A 15,421-nucleotide genomic window follows, 5' to 3' on the forward strand; every position below is an offset into this window, starting at 1 on the left:
AACCTGTCGGAGGGAAATGGCGCACCCGGAACGATTCGAACGTCCGACCCTCAGATTCGTAGTCTGATGCTCTATCCAGCTGAGCTACGGGTGCGTGGAGAGGCGCCTTTAAGACTCACTGCGCGGGGGCGCAACCCCCTATTTCAGCTTTGTGACCGTTCCGCACGACGATTGGCGGCGGATCGCGTCGAGCGCGCCGATTTCCGTGGGGTCTTTCAGCAAAATCCGGACGAGCGCGATGCCATGATCATGGTTGGTGCGGACGATTTCGGCGCCTTTCGGTACCGCCTGCCCAGGCCGGGCGACGATGATTCGGAACGGCTTGCCGCCCGCCTCGACATCGTTGCGCACAAAAATCACATCGGTCGCTGCGTCGAAGATGCTGAGCGAGCTGTAACGGCCCGGCACCGGGGTGACGTCGATCGCGATCGGGCCATCCGAGATATTGTAGGGACAGCTCGAATAGGCGAGATCGGGGCTGGGCCGCACGACCGGCTGTCGCGCGGGGGTCGCGAGATTGCCATAGGACATGGTGTTGACGCCCCCCTGCCCCAGCCGCTCGATCGCGACATTCATCAGGCCATAGGGAATCGCCAGGATCGCCGCATAGGCGGTGAATCCGGCGACGATCAGGCCGAAGGCGAGCGGACCGAGCCAGTTCCGCATCTCAGCAGCCCTCCTTCACGATTTTCGGGAGTACCGCTTTCGCGGGATCGGCGCGGAACGCCTTGCCGGGATTATACATGCGCAGCGTCAGGTGAAAGGGCTGTCCCTTGGTCCCGGGCAACCATGCCCCCTCGGCGGGTTTTGCCGGCGCGATGGTCACGCGCCATTCGCCTTTGGCATCGAGCGCGACATTGGCGCCGTTCACCGACCAGCTGTTCGCGGAATTGGCGACGAGATAGCCCGCCTCGTCATAGATGGTGACGCTCCACCAGCGCGCGTCGAGCGGTGTGCCTGAGAGGCTGTAGCGGCAATTGCCGTCGAGCGCCGCGCCCGCAGCATCGCTCTTCGCCGACCAATAGACGGTTTCCTTCGCGGGAAGCGCGAGCAGCCCCGCGCGCGCCACCGCGGCGCGGGTTATCGGATCGGTCGCCTTGGTGCCGTAGCCGAGCGAGGTCGTCCACGGCCCGTTGGCGATCTGGCCATCCTGCAACCCGCCGCTGGTGAGCGCCCAGGCAGCGCCGAGCCCCACCGCCAATCCGCCCACCAATGTGATCGTATAGCGGTGCCAGCCCTTCATGCGCGTTCCCCCCCGGTTATTTGCCCTTTTTCAGCGCAGCCTGAGCGGCCGCGAGCCGGGCGATGGGGACACGGTAAGGCGAGGCGCTGACATAGTCGAGGCCCGTCTTTTCGCAGAAATGGATGCTCGGCGCATCGCCGCCATGCTCGCCGCAGATGCCGAGCTTGACGTTGGAACGCGTCTTGCGCCCGCGGTCGGCCGCGATCTCGATCAACTGGCCGACACCCTCGACGTCGAGGCTGACGAAGGGGTCGGTCAGGAAGATGCCCTTGTCGACATATTGTGTCAGGAAGCGGCCCGCGTCGTCGCGGCTGATGCCGATCGTCGTCTGCGTCAGGTCGTTCGTGCCGAAGCTGAAGAATTCGGCGCTTTCGGCGATTTCCCCGGCCATCAGCGCGGCGCGCGGCAGTTCGATCATCGTGCCGACCAGATAGGCGATCTCGCGGCCCTTTTCGGCGAACACCGCCTTCGCCTGCGCATCGACGACCGCCTTCATCAGGTCGAATTCGCGGCGCGTCGCGACGAGCGGGATCATCACCTCGGGAATCGGCGCAGCGCCGGTTTCGGCGGCGACGTCGCACGCCGCCTCGAAAATGGCGCGCGCCTGCATCTCGTAGATTTCGGGATAGGTCACGCCGAGGCGGCAGCCACGATGGCCGAGCATCGGGTTGAATTCATGGAGCTCGTTCGCCCGTGCCTTCAGCGCTTCGATGCCTACGCCCGCAGCCGCGGCGACATCGGCGAAATCCTCTTCGCGCGTCGGCAGGAATTCGTGGAGCGGCGGGTCGAGCAAGCGGATGGTGACGGGCAGTCCCGCCATCACGCCGAAGATCGCGGCAAAGTCGCCGCGCTGTTCGGGGAGCAGCTTGGCGAGCGCGGCACGGCGGCCGGCTTCGCTGTCGGCGAGGATCATTTCGCGCACCGCGGTGATCCGCGCAGCGTCGAAGAACATATGCTCGGTGCGGCACAGCCCGATGCCCTCGGCGCCGAAATCGCGCGCAACCTGTGCATCCTGCGGCGTTTCGGCGTTGGCGCGCACCTTCATGCGGCGGACCTTGTCGGCCCATGCCATCAGCGTGCCGAAATCGCCGACGAGCTCGGGGAGCAAGGTCTTGACCTCGCCCGCCATCACTTCGCCCGTCGACCCGTCGAGGGTCAGGATATCGCCTTCGCGCAGCTCGCGTCCGCCGACGCGGAGCACACGGGCAGCGCCGTCGATCGACAGCCCGCCGGCGCCCGAGACGCACGGACGGCCCATGCCGCGTGCGACCACCGCCGCGTGGCTGGTCATCCCGCCGCGCGCGGTCAAGATACCCTTGGCGGCGTGCATGCCGTGAATATCTTCGGGCGACGTTTCGACGCGGACGAGGATCACCGCCTCGCCCATTTCGGCTGCTTTTTCAGCATCATCGGCGGTGAACATGATCTTGCCCGACGCCGCGCCGGGGCTCGCGGGAAGCCCCTTGGTCAGCACATCGCGCGGCGCGTTCGGGTCGAGCGTCGGGTGGAGAAGCTGGTCGAGCGCGCCCGGATCGACCCGGCCGACGGCTTCCTCTTCGGTGATCAGCCCTTCCGCTGCCATTTCGACCGCGATGCGCAGCGCCGCCTTCGCGGTGCGCTTGCCGCTGCGCGTCTGGAGCATCCACAGCGTCCCGCGTTCGACGGTGAACTCGATGTCCTGCATGTCGCGATAGTGCGTTTCGAGCGTGTCGAAGACGCGGCCGAGCTCGATGAAGGTCTCGGGCATCGCCTCTTCCATCGACGCCGGCTTGGCACCCGCCTTTTCGCGCGCGATCTTGGTGAGGTACTGCGGCGTGCGGATGCCCGCGACGACGTCCTCGCCCTGCGCGTTGATCAGCCATTCGCCGTACCATGCGCGTTCGCCGGTCGCGGGGTCGCGCGTAAACGCGACGCCGGTCGCCGAGGTGTCGCCCATATTGCCGAACACCATCGCCTGAATATTGACCGCGGTGCCCCATTCGGCCGGGATCGAGTTCAGGCGGCGATAGACTTTCGCGCGATCGCTTTCCCAGCTCGCGAACACCGCGCCGACAGCGCCCCAAAGCTGGTCGTTCGGTTCCTGCGGGAAGGGCGCTCCGGTCTCGCGCTCGACGATCGCCTGATATTCCTTGACAAGCGCCTGCCAGTCTTCAGCCAACATCTCGGTGTCGAGATAGAAACCCCTGTCTTCCTTCGCGATTTCCAGCGCTTCCTCGAACTCGGCATGGTCGAGACCCATGACGACGTCGGCGTACATCTGGACGAAGCGGCGATAGCTGTCCCACGCGAAGCGCGGGTCCCCCGACGCGTCGGACAGGCCGACGACCGTCTTGTCGTTGAGCCCGAGGTTGAGGACCGTGTCCATCATCCCGGGCATCGACACGCGCGCGCCCGACCGGACCGATACGAGCAAAGGATCGGCGGCGTCGCCGAACTTCTTGCCGGTGATGCCCTCGATATGCGCGATACCCGCGGCGACGTCCTCGACCAATCCGGCCGGGAATTGTTCGCCATTGGCGTAATAAGCAGTGCAGACGTCGGTGGTGATCGTAAAGCCCGGGGGCACCGGCAGGCCGATCGAGGCCATTTCGGCGAGGTTCGACCCCTTGCCGCCCAGCAATTCCTTCGAGCGCTCGGCCGTCGTGGCCGCGCCGCCGAACAAATGCACCATCTTCGTCATCATATACTCCTGCTGCCCCGGGGAGGAGGTTGCGGCTGGATAGTGGCGGTTGCCCGCCGGGTCGATTCAGTTTTCCTTTAGCGGCATCAGGCAGCGTTGCCTGTACCGAAAGCTTGCCATCGTTCGGCGACCGCGCGCGCCGACCGTCCACGCATCGCGAGCGGCGGCGCGTCGGCACGAAAGGTCAGCCGCGTGCCGCCGTTCAGAAATCCCTTGCGAACATCGGCCTTCGCGATCTGGTCCCAGCGGATATGCAGCAGCGGATGAAACATCCGGAAGAACAGTTGCGGACGCATGTAGAAGCCGCGCGGGTCGACCCAGACGTTGACGCAATTACCGTAGTTCGCGATCGTGAAGAAGGAATCGCCGATCGACATCGACTGCGAGCCATAGCGTTCGGCATCGGACGGCACGGGCCGATCAAACGCAAAGCGCGCCGCAAGCGCCGACCAGCCCATCAACGAGACGACGCGCATCACGAACACCCACAGCGCGACAAAGAAGACCGGGAACAGAAAGGCCAGCCAGACAGGAAAATCCTGTTTCATCGCCGGCCTCTCTAGCCCTCGATCTTCGAGAAATCGGCCACGCCATGCACCGCGCCGGTAAAGCGCGACAGCAGGCCGAGGCGATAGGCGCGAACCGACTCGTCGGGGTCGTTGACCATCACACCGTCGAAAAAGGCGTCGATCGGCGCGCGCAACGACGCGAGCGCGGCCATGGCGTCGGTGAAGCGCTCGTCAGCGACGGCGGCGGAGGCCGCCGGTTGGGCGGCGTCGAGCGTGGCGAGCAGCGCGGCATCGGCGTCGGTCGGCGGCGTCGCGGCGGCGGTGCCGCTCACCTCGCCCGCCTGCTTCAGGATATTCGCGGCGCGCTTGTAGCCCGCGAGCAGGTTGGTGCCGTCCTCGGTCGCCATGAACGCTTGCAGTGCCTTCACGCGTGCAAGCAAGCGGACGAGATCATCCTCGCCGCCGAGCGCGAATACCGCGTCGATCAGGTCATGGCGGACACCGGCTTCGCGCTGCTGGACCTTGAGGCGGTCGGCGAAGAAGTCGAGCAATGGGTCGAGCGCGCTTTGAAGGCCTAGGACTAAAGGCTCCTGATCAAACGGCCCACGAGATTTTATTGCCTCCAGAAGCTCTTTTCTCGAGGGGTTTCGATTAAGAACTTTGGCAAGCCCTTGCATTACGTCGCCGATAATCTTCCTGCGAGTTTCATCCATGCGTTGTTCGTACAGATGATACGTGGATCGAAGCAGGATCGTCTCAATCGACGACCGCAGTTGATTTTCCAAGGTCAGCCGAATTACCGACAGAGCCGCCCGACGGAGGGCGAAGGGATCCTTGGAGCCCGATGGCGGCATCTGCTCCACAAAGAAACCCGACAGCGTATCCAGCTTGTCCGCCAACGCCACGGCCACCGTCACCGGCGCCGTAGGCACGTCATCACCCTGCCCGACCGGCTTGTAATGATCGCGGATCGCGTCGGCGACGGCATCGGGCAGGCCTTCGGCGCGCGCATAATAGCCGCCCATCAGCCCCTGCAATTCGGGGAATTCGCCGACCATTTCAGTGACGAGGTCGGCCTTTGCCAGCTCGGCCGCCTGCCGCGCGAGCGCGGGGTCGCAGTTCGGGACGATGCCTTCGCTCGCCAGCCATTCGGCGAGCTTCGCGACGCGTTCGACCTTGTCGGCGACGGTGCCCAGCTTTTCGTGGAAGGTGATGTTCGCGAGCTTCTCGGCATGCTGCGCGAGCGTCTTCTTCTGGTCCTGTTCCCAGAAGAAGCGCGCGTCGGACAGGCGCGCCGCGAGGACCTTGCGGTTGCCCGCGACGATCTCGGCGCCGCCGTCCTTCGCGTCGATGTTCGCGGTGCAGACGAAGCCGTTGGCGAGCTTGCCGTCGGCGCCGTTCACGACGAAATATTTCTGGTTCACGCGCGCGGTGAGCTGGATGACCTCGGGCGGGACTTCGAGGAACGCTTCATCGAAGCGGCCGAGCAAGGGCACCGGCCATTCGGTAAGCCCGGCATTCTCGATCACCAGCCCCTCATCCTCGACGAGCGTCAGCCCGGCGTCGGCCGCGGCCTTGGCGGCACCGTCGCGGACGATCGCCTGCCGCTCCTCATGGTCGACGATGACGTGGCACGCGCGGAGCTTCTCAGCATAATCCGATGCCGAACCGATCGTGATTTCGCCCGGGCAGTGGAAGCGGTGGCCGCGCGTCGCGAAACCGGCGGAAATCCCACTAACTTCGCATGGCACAAGCTCTTCGCCGAAAATCGCGACGATGCCCGACAGCGGGCGCACCCAGCGCAGGCTTTCGCTGCTCGCGCTTGCCTTGCCCCAGCGCATCGACTTGGGCCAGGCAAAGCCGCGGACGATCGCCGGGATCGCCTCGGCGAGCACGTCGGCAGTCGCGCGGCCGGGCTTGTCGATCACCGCGAAATAGACGCCGTCGCGATCCTCGAGCTGGTCCTGCGTCAAGCCGGTCTTGCGAAGGAAGCCTTCAAGCGCCTGCGGCGGCGCGCTGCTGCGCGGACCCTTGAGTTCTTCGCTCACCGCCGCCGTTGCTTCGGGCAAGCCCTTGGCGATCAGCGCGAGGCGGCGCGGCGTCGACCAAATGGTGAGGTCGCCCGCATCGAGCCCCGCGGCGCTCAGCTGCGCCCGGAACAGTTTTTCGAGCTCGGCGCGCGCGCCGGCTTGCATCCGCGCCGGGATTTCCTCGCTGCGCAGTTCGAGAAGAAAGTCGGTCACAGCGTCCACCCCGGGTATTTTTCGGTCCAGCGTTCCGACTGGCTGTCGATCCACGCCTTGCAGCTGCCCTTCGCAAGGTCGCGGACGCGCGCCATATAATTGGCGCGTTCCTGCACGCTGATCACGCCGCGCGCCTGGAGCAGGTTGAACAGGTGGCTTGCCTCGATCGCCTGGTCATAGGCGGCCAAGGGCACATTCGCCGCGATCGCGCGCTTGCACTCTTCCTCGGCGGCCTTGAAGCCCGCGAAGAGCGTATCGGTGTCGGCGACCTCGAAATTCCATTTCGAGAACTGCTTTTCATTCTCGAGGAAGACGTCGCCATAGCTGACCGCCGCGACATCGCCGACCGCGTCGGAGAAGCGCAGGTCGTACACATTGTCGACATTCTGGATATACATGGCGAGGCGTTCGAGCCCGTAGGTGAGCTCGCCCGCGACGGGTTTGCAGTCGAAACCGCCCATCTGCTGGAAATAGGTGAACTGGGTGACTTCCATCCCGTCGCACCAGACTTCCCAGCCCAGCCCCCACGCGCCGAGCGTCGGCGATTCCCAGTCGTCCTCGACGAAGCGGATGTCGTGGAGCAGCGGGTCGATGCCGATCGCAGCGAGGCTGCCCAGATATTGTTCCTGCAGGTCGGCGGGCGACGGCTTCAGGATGACCTGATATTGGTAATAATGCTGGAGCCGGTTCGGGTTCTCGCCATAACGGCCGTCGGTCGGGCGGCGGCTCGGCTGGACATAAGCGACGTTCCACGGCTCGGGGCCGAGGCTGCGCAGCGTCGTCGACGGGTGAAATGTTCCTGCCCCGACACGCATGTCATAGGGCTGCAAAATCGCGCAACCGCGCGCCGCCCAATAGGCGTGCAGCGTCAGGATCATGTCCTGAAAGCTGAGTGGTGTCTTGTCCGCCCCGTCGGCCACGGCCGCAATATCCTTCGCAGGTGCAAAAATCGCCGCCGCATTGGCCCAGCGGCGGCGCACGGTCAAGGCTCCCGTCCCTTCGTCGCGGCGCGAAAATGCGCGCTTTAGTCAGGTTTCCAAAACTTTTTGTAAGGCGTTGTTGACATGGTCAGCGAATCGCGACATATAGTCAGGCATACCTGACATGAAGACAGGCTAACGTGACGAACCCAACGAACCAAGGAGACCTAGACATGATGACCCGCACCCTGATCCTCGCCCTCTCGCTCACCGTCGCTACGGCTCCCGCCGCCGCGCAGACCGAAGGAACCACCGCCGCCGTCAGCACCGCCGGCCTCGACCTGACCCGGGCGGCCGACCGCGAACGCCTCGACACCCGCGTAAAGAGCGCCGCGCGCCGCCTGTGCCGTTCGGGCCTCCGCGGCACCGCCGAAAACGCCCGCCAGTCGGCGTGTGTCGCGGCGGCGCTCGCCAATGCCGCGCCGCAGGCCGAGCGCGCTATTGCGCAGGCGCAGGGCGGCACGCAGCTCGCGCTGCTGATGGTCGAGGCCGCACGCTAACCGGCGGGACAGGACGGCTTCGTTCCGGCCGGGCCTCCCCGGTGACGGCCGGCGACCTGGACTGGAGCGCTCTCTCCTCCCCGGTGGCAGCGCTCCAGTCTCTTGGCAGGCCTATTACCGTCCAGGCCTGCCGCCACCAACCCGACCACATCGAACGGATGGACAAAATTTCGCTTCCCCGACATTTCGATGCTCTATGGGAAGGGTGTGACCATCCCGACGAACATGCTGGCGAGGCACCGATGAACAATAAATTGAAAGTGCTGCGCGCGATGCGGAACTGGAGCCAGGCGGAACTCGCCGACCGGCTCGATGTTTCGCGGCAGGCGGTAAATGCGATCGAGACGGGAAAATATGACCCGTCGCTGCCGCTCGCCTTCAAGCTCGCGCGACTGTTCGAAATGCCGATCGAAGAAATTTTCGATGACGGCCATGAAGGAAGCAATAATGACTGACGCCGAGACTTCGAAACCGCGCCGCCGCATGTCCCCGCGGCAAAAGCGTTATTGGACCTCGCTCGGCCTCGCCGGCGTGATCGGCGGCATTGTCGGCGGCTGGATGGTTGCCGATCAGGCCGACGCACCGCGCTCCGCGGCCGAACTCTTCAGCGGCGCGCTGACGCCGGGCTTCGCCATCGGCGCCTCGGCGGCGTGGGCGATCGGTCTCGCGATCTGCATGATTATCTATCACCGCGCGATCGACGATCATGAGGAACATGCCTGGCTCTGGGCCAGCACGGCCGGATGGTACGCGTTCATCTTTCCGGCACCCGTCTGGTGGGTACTCCACCGCGCGGACATGGCACCGCCCGCCGACGCCATGATTTTGTTCGTCTTTTCGCTGGTCGTGAACTGCATCGTCTATCTATGGCTGAAGTTTCGCTGACCCTTTCCGCTTTTCCCGCAATTCTTTAAGCCGACCCAAGAAAGGCCGACTTCGATGAAAAACTGGTTCCGGACGCTTGCCGCCACATGCGCGGTCATTCCCTTTGCCCAATGCGCGATGATCCCCGGCGGCCAATCGGCCCGCGCGGCCGAACCCGTGGCGGCAACCGCCCCACCGGCAATCGTCGCGACGACCGACGCCGATCCCGCGCTGTGGGTGGTGAAGGACGAGGATACGACCATCTATCTGTTCGGCACGGTCCATGTGCTGAAACCCGGCCTCAGCTGGTTCGACGAAGCGGTCAAAACCGCTTTCGACAAATCGGACCAGCTGATGCTCGAAATGGTGCTGCCCGACGACCCGTCGCAGGTCGCGAAGGAAATGATGCCGCTGGCGCTCGACCAGAGCGGCAAGACGCTGTCGTCGCGGCTCGACCCTCACCAGCTCGCGGCCTATCAGGCAGCGATGGCGAGCGTCGGCCTGCCCGCGGCGCAGTTCGACGCGTTCGAGCCCTGGTTCCCCGCGATCACCCTGTCGATGCTGCCGCTCACCAAGCTCGGCTATGACCCCGAACAGGGCGCCGAAAAGCAGCTCACCAGCAAGGCCAAGGCCAGCGGCAAGCCGGTCGCCGGGTTCGAAACCTTTACCGAGCAGCTCGGCTTTTTCGATACGCTGCCCGAAACGCAGCAGGTCGCGTTCCTGAACTCGGTGATCAAGGACCTCGACAAGCTGGGACCGCAGCTCGACAAGATGGTCCTGCTGTGGGCGAAGGGCGACCCCGACGGGCTGGCCACGGCGATGAACGAAAGCATGGCCGCGACGCCCGAACTCGCAAAAACCTTGCTGTGGGATCGCAACGCGCGCTGGGCCGACCAGATCAAGGCGCGGATGGACAAGCCCGGCACCGTCTTTGTCGCGGTCGGCGCGGGCCACCTCGCCGGCGACAAGAGCGTGCAGGATTATCTGAAGGCACACGGATTGACCGTGAAGCGTGTAAAATATTGATCGGCGACGCCGCCGGTATCGGACAAGGGGGTCGCCGCCTTGCGGCGGCCCTTTTGGCGTTGCTGCTGGCGGGATGCGGCACCGCCGAACCCGGGCAACAGGCACGGCCGGCGATGTGGCTGGTCGAGGATGACGACACCCGCATCTATATCCTCGGCACGATGCACGCGCTGCCGCGCGGGACCGATTGGAACGATGGCAAGGTCGCCGCCGCGATCAGTGCAGCGGACGAGCTGGTGCTCGAACTGCCGCCCGCCGAACTCGCCGCCGCGGGCGAAGTCTTTCAGGAGCTCGCCCCGCGCCAGACCCCGCTCGCGATCGAAGCACGCCTCGCGGGCAAGGCGCTGATCGGTTATCGCGCGCTGGAAGCGAGCGGACGCAGCTTCAGCGGCGACGGGTTCGACGATTGGGCGGTGATGGTGCTGATGGGCCAGCGCGTCGCGCAAAATGCCGAACTGTCGCCCGCCGACGGGGTCGAAACGCAGCTGACCGAAACATTCAATGCCGCGGGCAAACCCGTAGGCGGCCTCGAAACCGCGCGCGAGCAGCTGATGCTGTTCGAGACGCTGGACGCCGCGACGCAGCGCGCATTGCTGGTCCGCACGGCGGAGGAAGCGGACATCGCCGTGAAGGAAGTCGGCGCGCTGACCGCGGCGTGGAGCCGCGGCGATATCGCAACGCTGGAAAAGGTAATCAACGAAGACATCGACGCTGTTCCTGCCGCGCGCAAGGCGATCCTTACCGACCGCAACCGGCGCTGGAGCGCGTGGGTGAAACAGCGTATGGGCCAGCCCGGAACCGTACTGATGGCGGTCGGCGCGGGCCATCTGGTCGGCAGCGACGGCGTGCCGACGATGCTCGAAGCCGAAGGATTGAAGGTCACCCGCGTGCAATAGACGCGCTGGCGCTTGCATTTCTGCCGCTTCCCCGCTAAGCGCCGCGGCTTCCGTCATGGTCATCCCTGGAGGCGTGGCGGAACTGTGTAACCGAATCTCGGAGAAATATGATGAGCGATCAGCTGACGCTGACGGCCGAGACGCGCGAACGCGGAGGCAAGGGAGCCTCGCGTGAACTGCGTCGTGAAGGTCGTGTCCCCGCCGTTGTCTATGGCGGCAAGGAAGAACCCCTGATGATCCACGTCGAAGAAAAGCTGCTGATGAAGCAGCTGATGACGGGTCACTTCATGAACTCGGTCGTGATGATCGAAGTCGGTGGCAAGACCATCCGCACCCTGCCGAAGGACGTCGCGTTCCACCCGGTCAAGGATCGTCCGATCCACGCCGACTTCCTGCGCATCGCCAAGGGCGCGACCGTCCAGGTCGCCGTGCCGGTCGTGTTCGCGAACGAAGACGCCTCGCCGGGCCTGAAGCGCGGCGGCGTGCTGAACATCGTTCGCCACGAACTGGAACTCGTCTGCGACGCGGACAAGATTCCCGACGAGATTGCGATCGACGTCACCGGCTTTGACGTCGGCGATTCGATCCACATCAGCAACGTCACCCTGCCCAAGGGCGTTGAAAGCGCGATCACCGACCGCGACTTCACCATCGCGACCATCGTTGCCCCGTCGGCGCTCAAGTCGAGCGACGGCGACACGACGAAGGACGAAGGCGAAGCTGCCGAAGGCGGCGACGAAGCCTAAGCATTTCGGACCGCCCCTCCCCTATGCGGGAGGGGCGTTTCCACCGGACCCGGGAAAGGCACTTTCATGCAGCTCTGGGTCGGCCTCGGAAATCCCGGGCCCCAATATGCGATGCACCGTCACAATGTCGGCTTCATGGCCGCCGACGTCATCGCCGATTTCTACGACTTTCCGGCGCCCGCGAAGAAATTCCAGGGCTGGGTCCAGGAAGGTCGCATCGGATCGCAGCGCATCCTGCTGCTCAAACCCGGCACCTTCATGAACGAAAGCGGCCGCAGCGTGCGCGCCGCGCTCGATTTCTATAAATTGGCCCCACAGGACGTCACCGCCTTCTACGACGAGCTCGACCTCACGCCGATGAAGGTCAAGGTGAAGCAGGGCGGCGGCGCGGCGGGCCATAACGGCATCCGGTCGATGATCCAGCATATCGGCGAGGATTTCCGCCGCGTGCGCATCGGCATCGGCCATCCGGGGCACAAGGACCGCGTGACCGGCCATGTCCTCGGCAATTACCACAAGAGCGAAATGGAACCGCTGATCGACCTGCTCGGCGCGATAGCGGCGGAGGCGAAATGGCTCGCCGACGGCGACGATGTGCGATTCCAAAGCGACCTTGCCTTGCGTTTGCAGGGCTGACGCAACGAAGTTTGCGCTTTGCGCCAGCTGATGCATGATGGCTCCCCGAAAGGAGCCCCCACATGTCCGATCGTCACAGCCCCAGCCGCCGAGAGCTTATCGCGGGGGCTGCCGCGCTCACCGCCGCGGCCCCCGCCCTTCTCCATGCCACGCCGCCGGCCGCGGTGCCGTCGCTGAAAGGCCGCACGGTATTGATCACCGGCGCATCGAGCGGTTTCGGCCGCATCGGGGCGCTTTATTATGCTCTCCTCGGCGCGAAGGTGATCGCGACGATGCGCAACATCCCGCGACCCGAGGCAGAGTCACTGGCCGCCGAGGCTGCGCAGGGCAAGCTCGACGTGCAGGTCGTCGAGATCGACGTCACCGACGACGCGTCGGTCGCGGCGGGAACGGCAAAAGCACTCGAACTTGCGGGCGGGCGCATCGACACGCTGGTCAACAATGCGGGTATCGGCATCACCGGACCGGTCGAGGTGCAGGACATGGAGGCCACCCGACTGATTTTCGAAACCAATGTCCTCGGCATCCAGCGGATGCTCCGCGCGCTGTTGCCGCAGATGCGTGGCGCGAAAAGCGGGCAGATCTTCAACATTTCGTCACAGCTGGGCCGCGTCATCGTGCCCGGTGGGGGGCATTATTCGGCCACCAAATTCGCGGTCGAGGCGCTGTCCGAACAGCTCGCCTATGAACTGGTGCCGCACGGGATCGACGTGACGATCATCCAGCCGGGCGGCTATCCGACCAAGGTGTGGGTCAATCGCAACACCTATACGGGTGCGCTGCGCGATCGCAGCGATGCCGCGCTGCTCGCGGCCTATGCGCCCTTCACCCGCGGCATGGGGACCGAGGACGGCAGCGGCCGCAGCGCCGATCCCGCCGATGTGCCGCGCGCGATCGCCGAGATCATGGCGATGCCCGCCGGCAAGCGGCCGCTGCGCCGGGCGGTGCATCCCGGCAACAAGCCGCAGGAAGCGATCAACCGCGTTTCGGCCGAAGTCCAGCTCGCATGGCTCGGCGGCGGGCAGCTCGGCCCGCTGGTCAAGGCAGTGCACGACTGACGCCCGTCACAAGTCCGTCATATAAGTCATTGCAATTCGACGCGTTCGAGCAACGCGGCTGACATCAACCTCTGCAATCGGTGCGCCACCTCCAAACCGGGATGTTCGAGTCCCGGGGTTCAACCGAAAAACAGGGGAAACTGCATGTCACATCTTACCGATGACGCCCGCGCGCCGTATCGCGGCGAAACCGATAGCCTTCCGGGGCCCGGCAGCCTTGAGGCGATCGTCGCCGAAAACCCGTCGCGCCGCACGCTGCTGAGGAACGGGCTGTTCGGGCTTTCCGTCATTCCAGCCGCCGTGCTCGCGGGCTGTGACAGCGACGGCGCCACCCCGCCCGTCACGGTTCCGCCGACGCCCACCCCGACGCCCACGCCGACCCCGACGCCCCCCCCGGTAAGCTATGCGGTCAATTTCGCCGCGGTCGCCGCGAACCAAGACGACAAGGTCACCGTACCCGCGGGTTACACCGTCGACGTGCTGCTGAAGGCCGGCGATTCGGTCGAATCCGGCACCGCCTATTCGGGTAGCTTCCCTACCCCCGCGGTCGCCGAGAAATGGGCCGGCGGCAACCATGACGGGATGGAATATTTCGCCCTGCCCGGCGTCGACGCAAACAATGGCGGCCTGCTCGCGATGAATTACGAATATCCCGATTTCAACATCCTGATGGCGGGCAGCTACAACGCCGCGACCGCGACCGCCGACCAGAAGGCGCTCGCGCTGTCCGCGGTCGGCATCGGCGTCGTCGAGATCGCCAAGGGCACCGACGGCAAATGGGCGGTGAAGGCCGGATCGACCTATAACCGCCGCTATACCGGCAACAGCAGCTATCGCGCGGGCGGTCCCGCCGCGGGCCTGCTGTCGGGCAGCATCAAGGGCATGCTCAACAATTGCTCGAGCGGCCGCACTCCGTGGGACACCTATCTGACCTGCGAAGAAACGACCGACAATTATCTCGATCCGACGCAGCCTGCGACCAACTATGGCTGGGTGGTCGAGATCGATCCGCTGCGCGAACTCGCGCAGCCGACGAAGCGCACCGCGATGGGCCGCTTCAGCCACGAGAATGTCGCCTATATGGCGAACGCCGATCGCCGCGTCGCATTCTACATGGGTGACGATTCGACCCCGGGCTGCATCTATAAATTCGTCCCCGATCGTGCGTACAGCGCATCGAACCGCGCGGCGAACACCGACCTGCTCGACTATGGCACGCTCTATGTTGCGCGCTTCAACGGCGACGGCACCGGCGAATGGCGCGCGCTCGTTGTCGGTCAGAACGGCCTGACCGCCGGCGCATCCGACCCCGGCAATACCAGCCAGAGCACGACCCCGCCGGCCCCGACGATCGTCAATTTCAACAATCAGGCCGACGTACTGATCAACACGCCTTCGGCAGCGCGCGTCGCCGGCGGCACCGTGATGGACCGCCCCGAATGGGTCACCGTCGCGCCCGACAACAAGGCGGTGTTCGTCACGCTGACGAACAACAGCGGCCGCCGCGTCACCAACCCGATGAACCCGCGCGTCAGCAATCTGCACGGTCACATCATCAAGTTCCGCGAAGAAGGCGATTCGCCGCTGGCGACCAAGTTCAGCTGGGAAATCTTCCTGACCGCGGGCGACCCGTCGCTCGCATCGGGGGGCAGCAACCTTGTCGGCAACATCAACGGCGACACCTTCTCCAGCCCCGACGGCCTCCGCATCGACCCGCAGGGCCGTATGTGGGTGCAGACCGACCACAGCGTTCCGGGCAATTCGGGCGTCGCGGGCCGGACGATCGACCAGGCTTTCGGTCATAACGCGATGTTCTATGTCGACCAGACGAGCAAGCAGTCGAAGCGCTTCCTCGTCGGCCCGCTCGGCTGCGAGATCACGGGCCTCGCCTACACGCCCGACCTTAAGACCTTCTTCGTCAACATCCAGCACCCGACGGGCAACTGGCCGGTCGCGGGCGAACAGCCGCGTTCGTCGACCGTCGTCGTACGCCGCACCGACAACCAGCCGGTCGGCAACTGATCGCGCGCCGCCCGCTCT

At 65.1% G+C, this 15,421-nt stretch carries 15 protein-coding genes and 1 tRNA gene; 9 read left to right on the plus strand and 7 right to left on the minus strand.

Annotated elements, in window-relative coordinates:
• Window positions 1-17 precede the first annotated feature (17 nt).
• The 7 genes from ACIPPQ_RS19790 to ACIPPQ_RS19820 form a co-directional block, all read right to left on the minus strand.
• A tRNA-Arg gene (locus tag ACIPPQ_RS19790) sits at window positions 18-94 on the minus strand.
• Between the two features lie 44 nt (window positions 95-138).
• Window positions 139-666: a DUF1254 domain-containing protein gene (locus ACIPPQ_RS19795; protein ID WP_446545770.1), complete on the minus strand. Its 528-nt coding sequence runs from the start codon at window positions 664-666 to the stop codon at window positions 139-141.
• A 1-nt stretch (window position 667) separates the two neighbouring features.
• Window positions 668-1,243, minus strand: a complete 576-nt coding sequence (locus tag ACIPPQ_RS19800; RefSeq protein ID WP_446545771.1) for a DUF1214 domain-containing protein — start codon at window positions 1,241-1,243, stop codon at window positions 668-670.
• A gap of 16 nt (window positions 1,244-1,259) precedes the next feature.
• Window positions 1,260-3,923: a pyruvate, phosphate dikinase gene (gene ppdK / locus ACIPPQ_RS19805; RefSeq protein WP_446545772.1), complete on the minus strand. Its 2,664-nt coding sequence runs from the start codon at window positions 3,921-3,923 to the stop codon at window positions 1,260-1,262.
• A gap of 86 nt (window positions 3,924-4,009) precedes the next feature.
• Window positions 4,010-4,471 (minus strand): hypothetical protein, encoded by a 462-nt coding sequence (locus tag ACIPPQ_RS19810; protein WP_446545773.1) that lies wholly within the window; start codon window positions 4,469-4,471, stop codon window positions 4,010-4,012.
• 11 nt (window positions 4,472-4,482) lie between these two features.
• Complete coding sequence (gene glyS, locus ACIPPQ_RS19815) at window positions 4,483-6,675, minus strand: glycine--tRNA ligase subunit beta (protein ID WP_446545774.1); 2,193 nt, start codon at window positions 6,673-6,675, stop codon at window positions 4,483-4,485.
• Window positions 6,672-7,553 (minus strand): glycine--tRNA ligase subunit alpha, encoded by an 882-nt coding sequence (locus ACIPPQ_RS19820; protein WP_446545804.1) that lies wholly within the window; start codon window positions 7,551-7,553, stop codon window positions 6,672-6,674. The genes glyS and ACIPPQ_RS19820 overlap by 4 nt, the downstream gene beginning before the upstream one ends.
• A gap of 275 nt (window positions 7,554-7,828) precedes the next feature.
• Between ACIPPQ_RS19820 and ACIPPQ_RS19825 the strand changes: the two genes are divergently transcribed.
• The 9 genes from ACIPPQ_RS19825 to ACIPPQ_RS19865 all read left to right on the plus strand — a co-directional run bounded on the left by ACIPPQ_RS19825 (window position 7,829) and on the right by ACIPPQ_RS19865 (window position 15,403).
• Window positions 7,829-8,155, plus strand: a complete 327-nt coding sequence (locus ACIPPQ_RS19825) for a UrcA family protein (protein WP_446545775.1) — start codon at window positions 7,829-7,831, stop codon at window positions 8,153-8,155.
• A gap of 242 nt (window positions 8,156-8,397) precedes the next feature.
• On the plus strand, window positions 8,398-8,610 hold the full coding sequence (locus ACIPPQ_RS19830) for a helix-turn-helix transcriptional regulator (protein ID WP_327456097.1): 213 nt from the start codon (window positions 8,398-8,400) through the stop codon (window positions 8,608-8,610).
• The gene (locus tag ACIPPQ_RS19835; RefSeq protein WP_446545776.1) at window positions 8,603-9,040 is read left to right on the plus strand and encodes a hypothetical protein; all 438 of its coding nucleotides are present in this window, start codon (window positions 8,603-8,605) and stop codon (window positions 9,038-9,040) included. The genes ACIPPQ_RS19830 and ACIPPQ_RS19835 overlap by 8 nt, the downstream gene beginning before the upstream one ends.
• 54 nt (window positions 9,041-9,094) lie before the next feature.
• Window positions 9,095-10,045 (plus strand): TraB/GumN family protein, encoded by a 951-nt coding sequence (locus ACIPPQ_RS19840; protein ID WP_446545777.1) that lies wholly within the window; start codon window positions 9,095-9,097, stop codon window positions 10,043-10,045.
• A gap of 53 nt (window positions 10,046-10,098) precedes the next feature.
• Window positions 10,099-10,941 (plus strand): TraB/GumN family protein, encoded by an 843-nt coding sequence (locus ACIPPQ_RS19845; RefSeq protein WP_446545778.1) that lies wholly within the window; start codon window positions 10,099-10,101, stop codon window positions 10,939-10,941.
• Between the two features lie 110 nt (window positions 10,942-11,051).
• Complete coding sequence (locus tag ACIPPQ_RS19850) at window positions 11,052-11,687, plus strand: 50S ribosomal protein L25/general stress protein Ctc (protein WP_327455811.1); 636 nt, start codon at window positions 11,052-11,054, stop codon at window positions 11,685-11,687.
• Window positions 11,688-11,753: 66 nt separating this feature from the next.
• Complete coding sequence (pth, locus tag ACIPPQ_RS19855) at window positions 11,754-12,323, plus strand: aminoacyl-tRNA hydrolase (RefSeq protein WP_446545779.1); 570 nt, start codon at window positions 11,754-11,756, stop codon at window positions 12,321-12,323.
• Between the two features lie 62 nt (window positions 12,324-12,385).
• Window positions 12,386-13,381, plus strand: coding sequence for an SDR family oxidoreductase (locus ACIPPQ_RS19860; protein WP_446545780.1), 996 nt, complete (start codon window positions 12,386-12,388; stop codon window positions 13,379-13,381).
• A 144-nt stretch (window positions 13,382-13,525) separates the two neighbouring features.
• Window positions 13,526-15,403, plus strand: a complete 1,878-nt coding sequence (locus ACIPPQ_RS19865) for a PhoX family protein (RefSeq protein ID WP_446545781.1) — start codon at window positions 13,526-13,528, stop codon at window positions 15,401-15,403.
• The last annotated feature ends 18 nt before the right edge of the window (window positions 15,404-15,421 follow it).

The sequence above is a fragment of the Sphingopyxis sp. LARHCG72 genome (assembly GCF_052871675.1).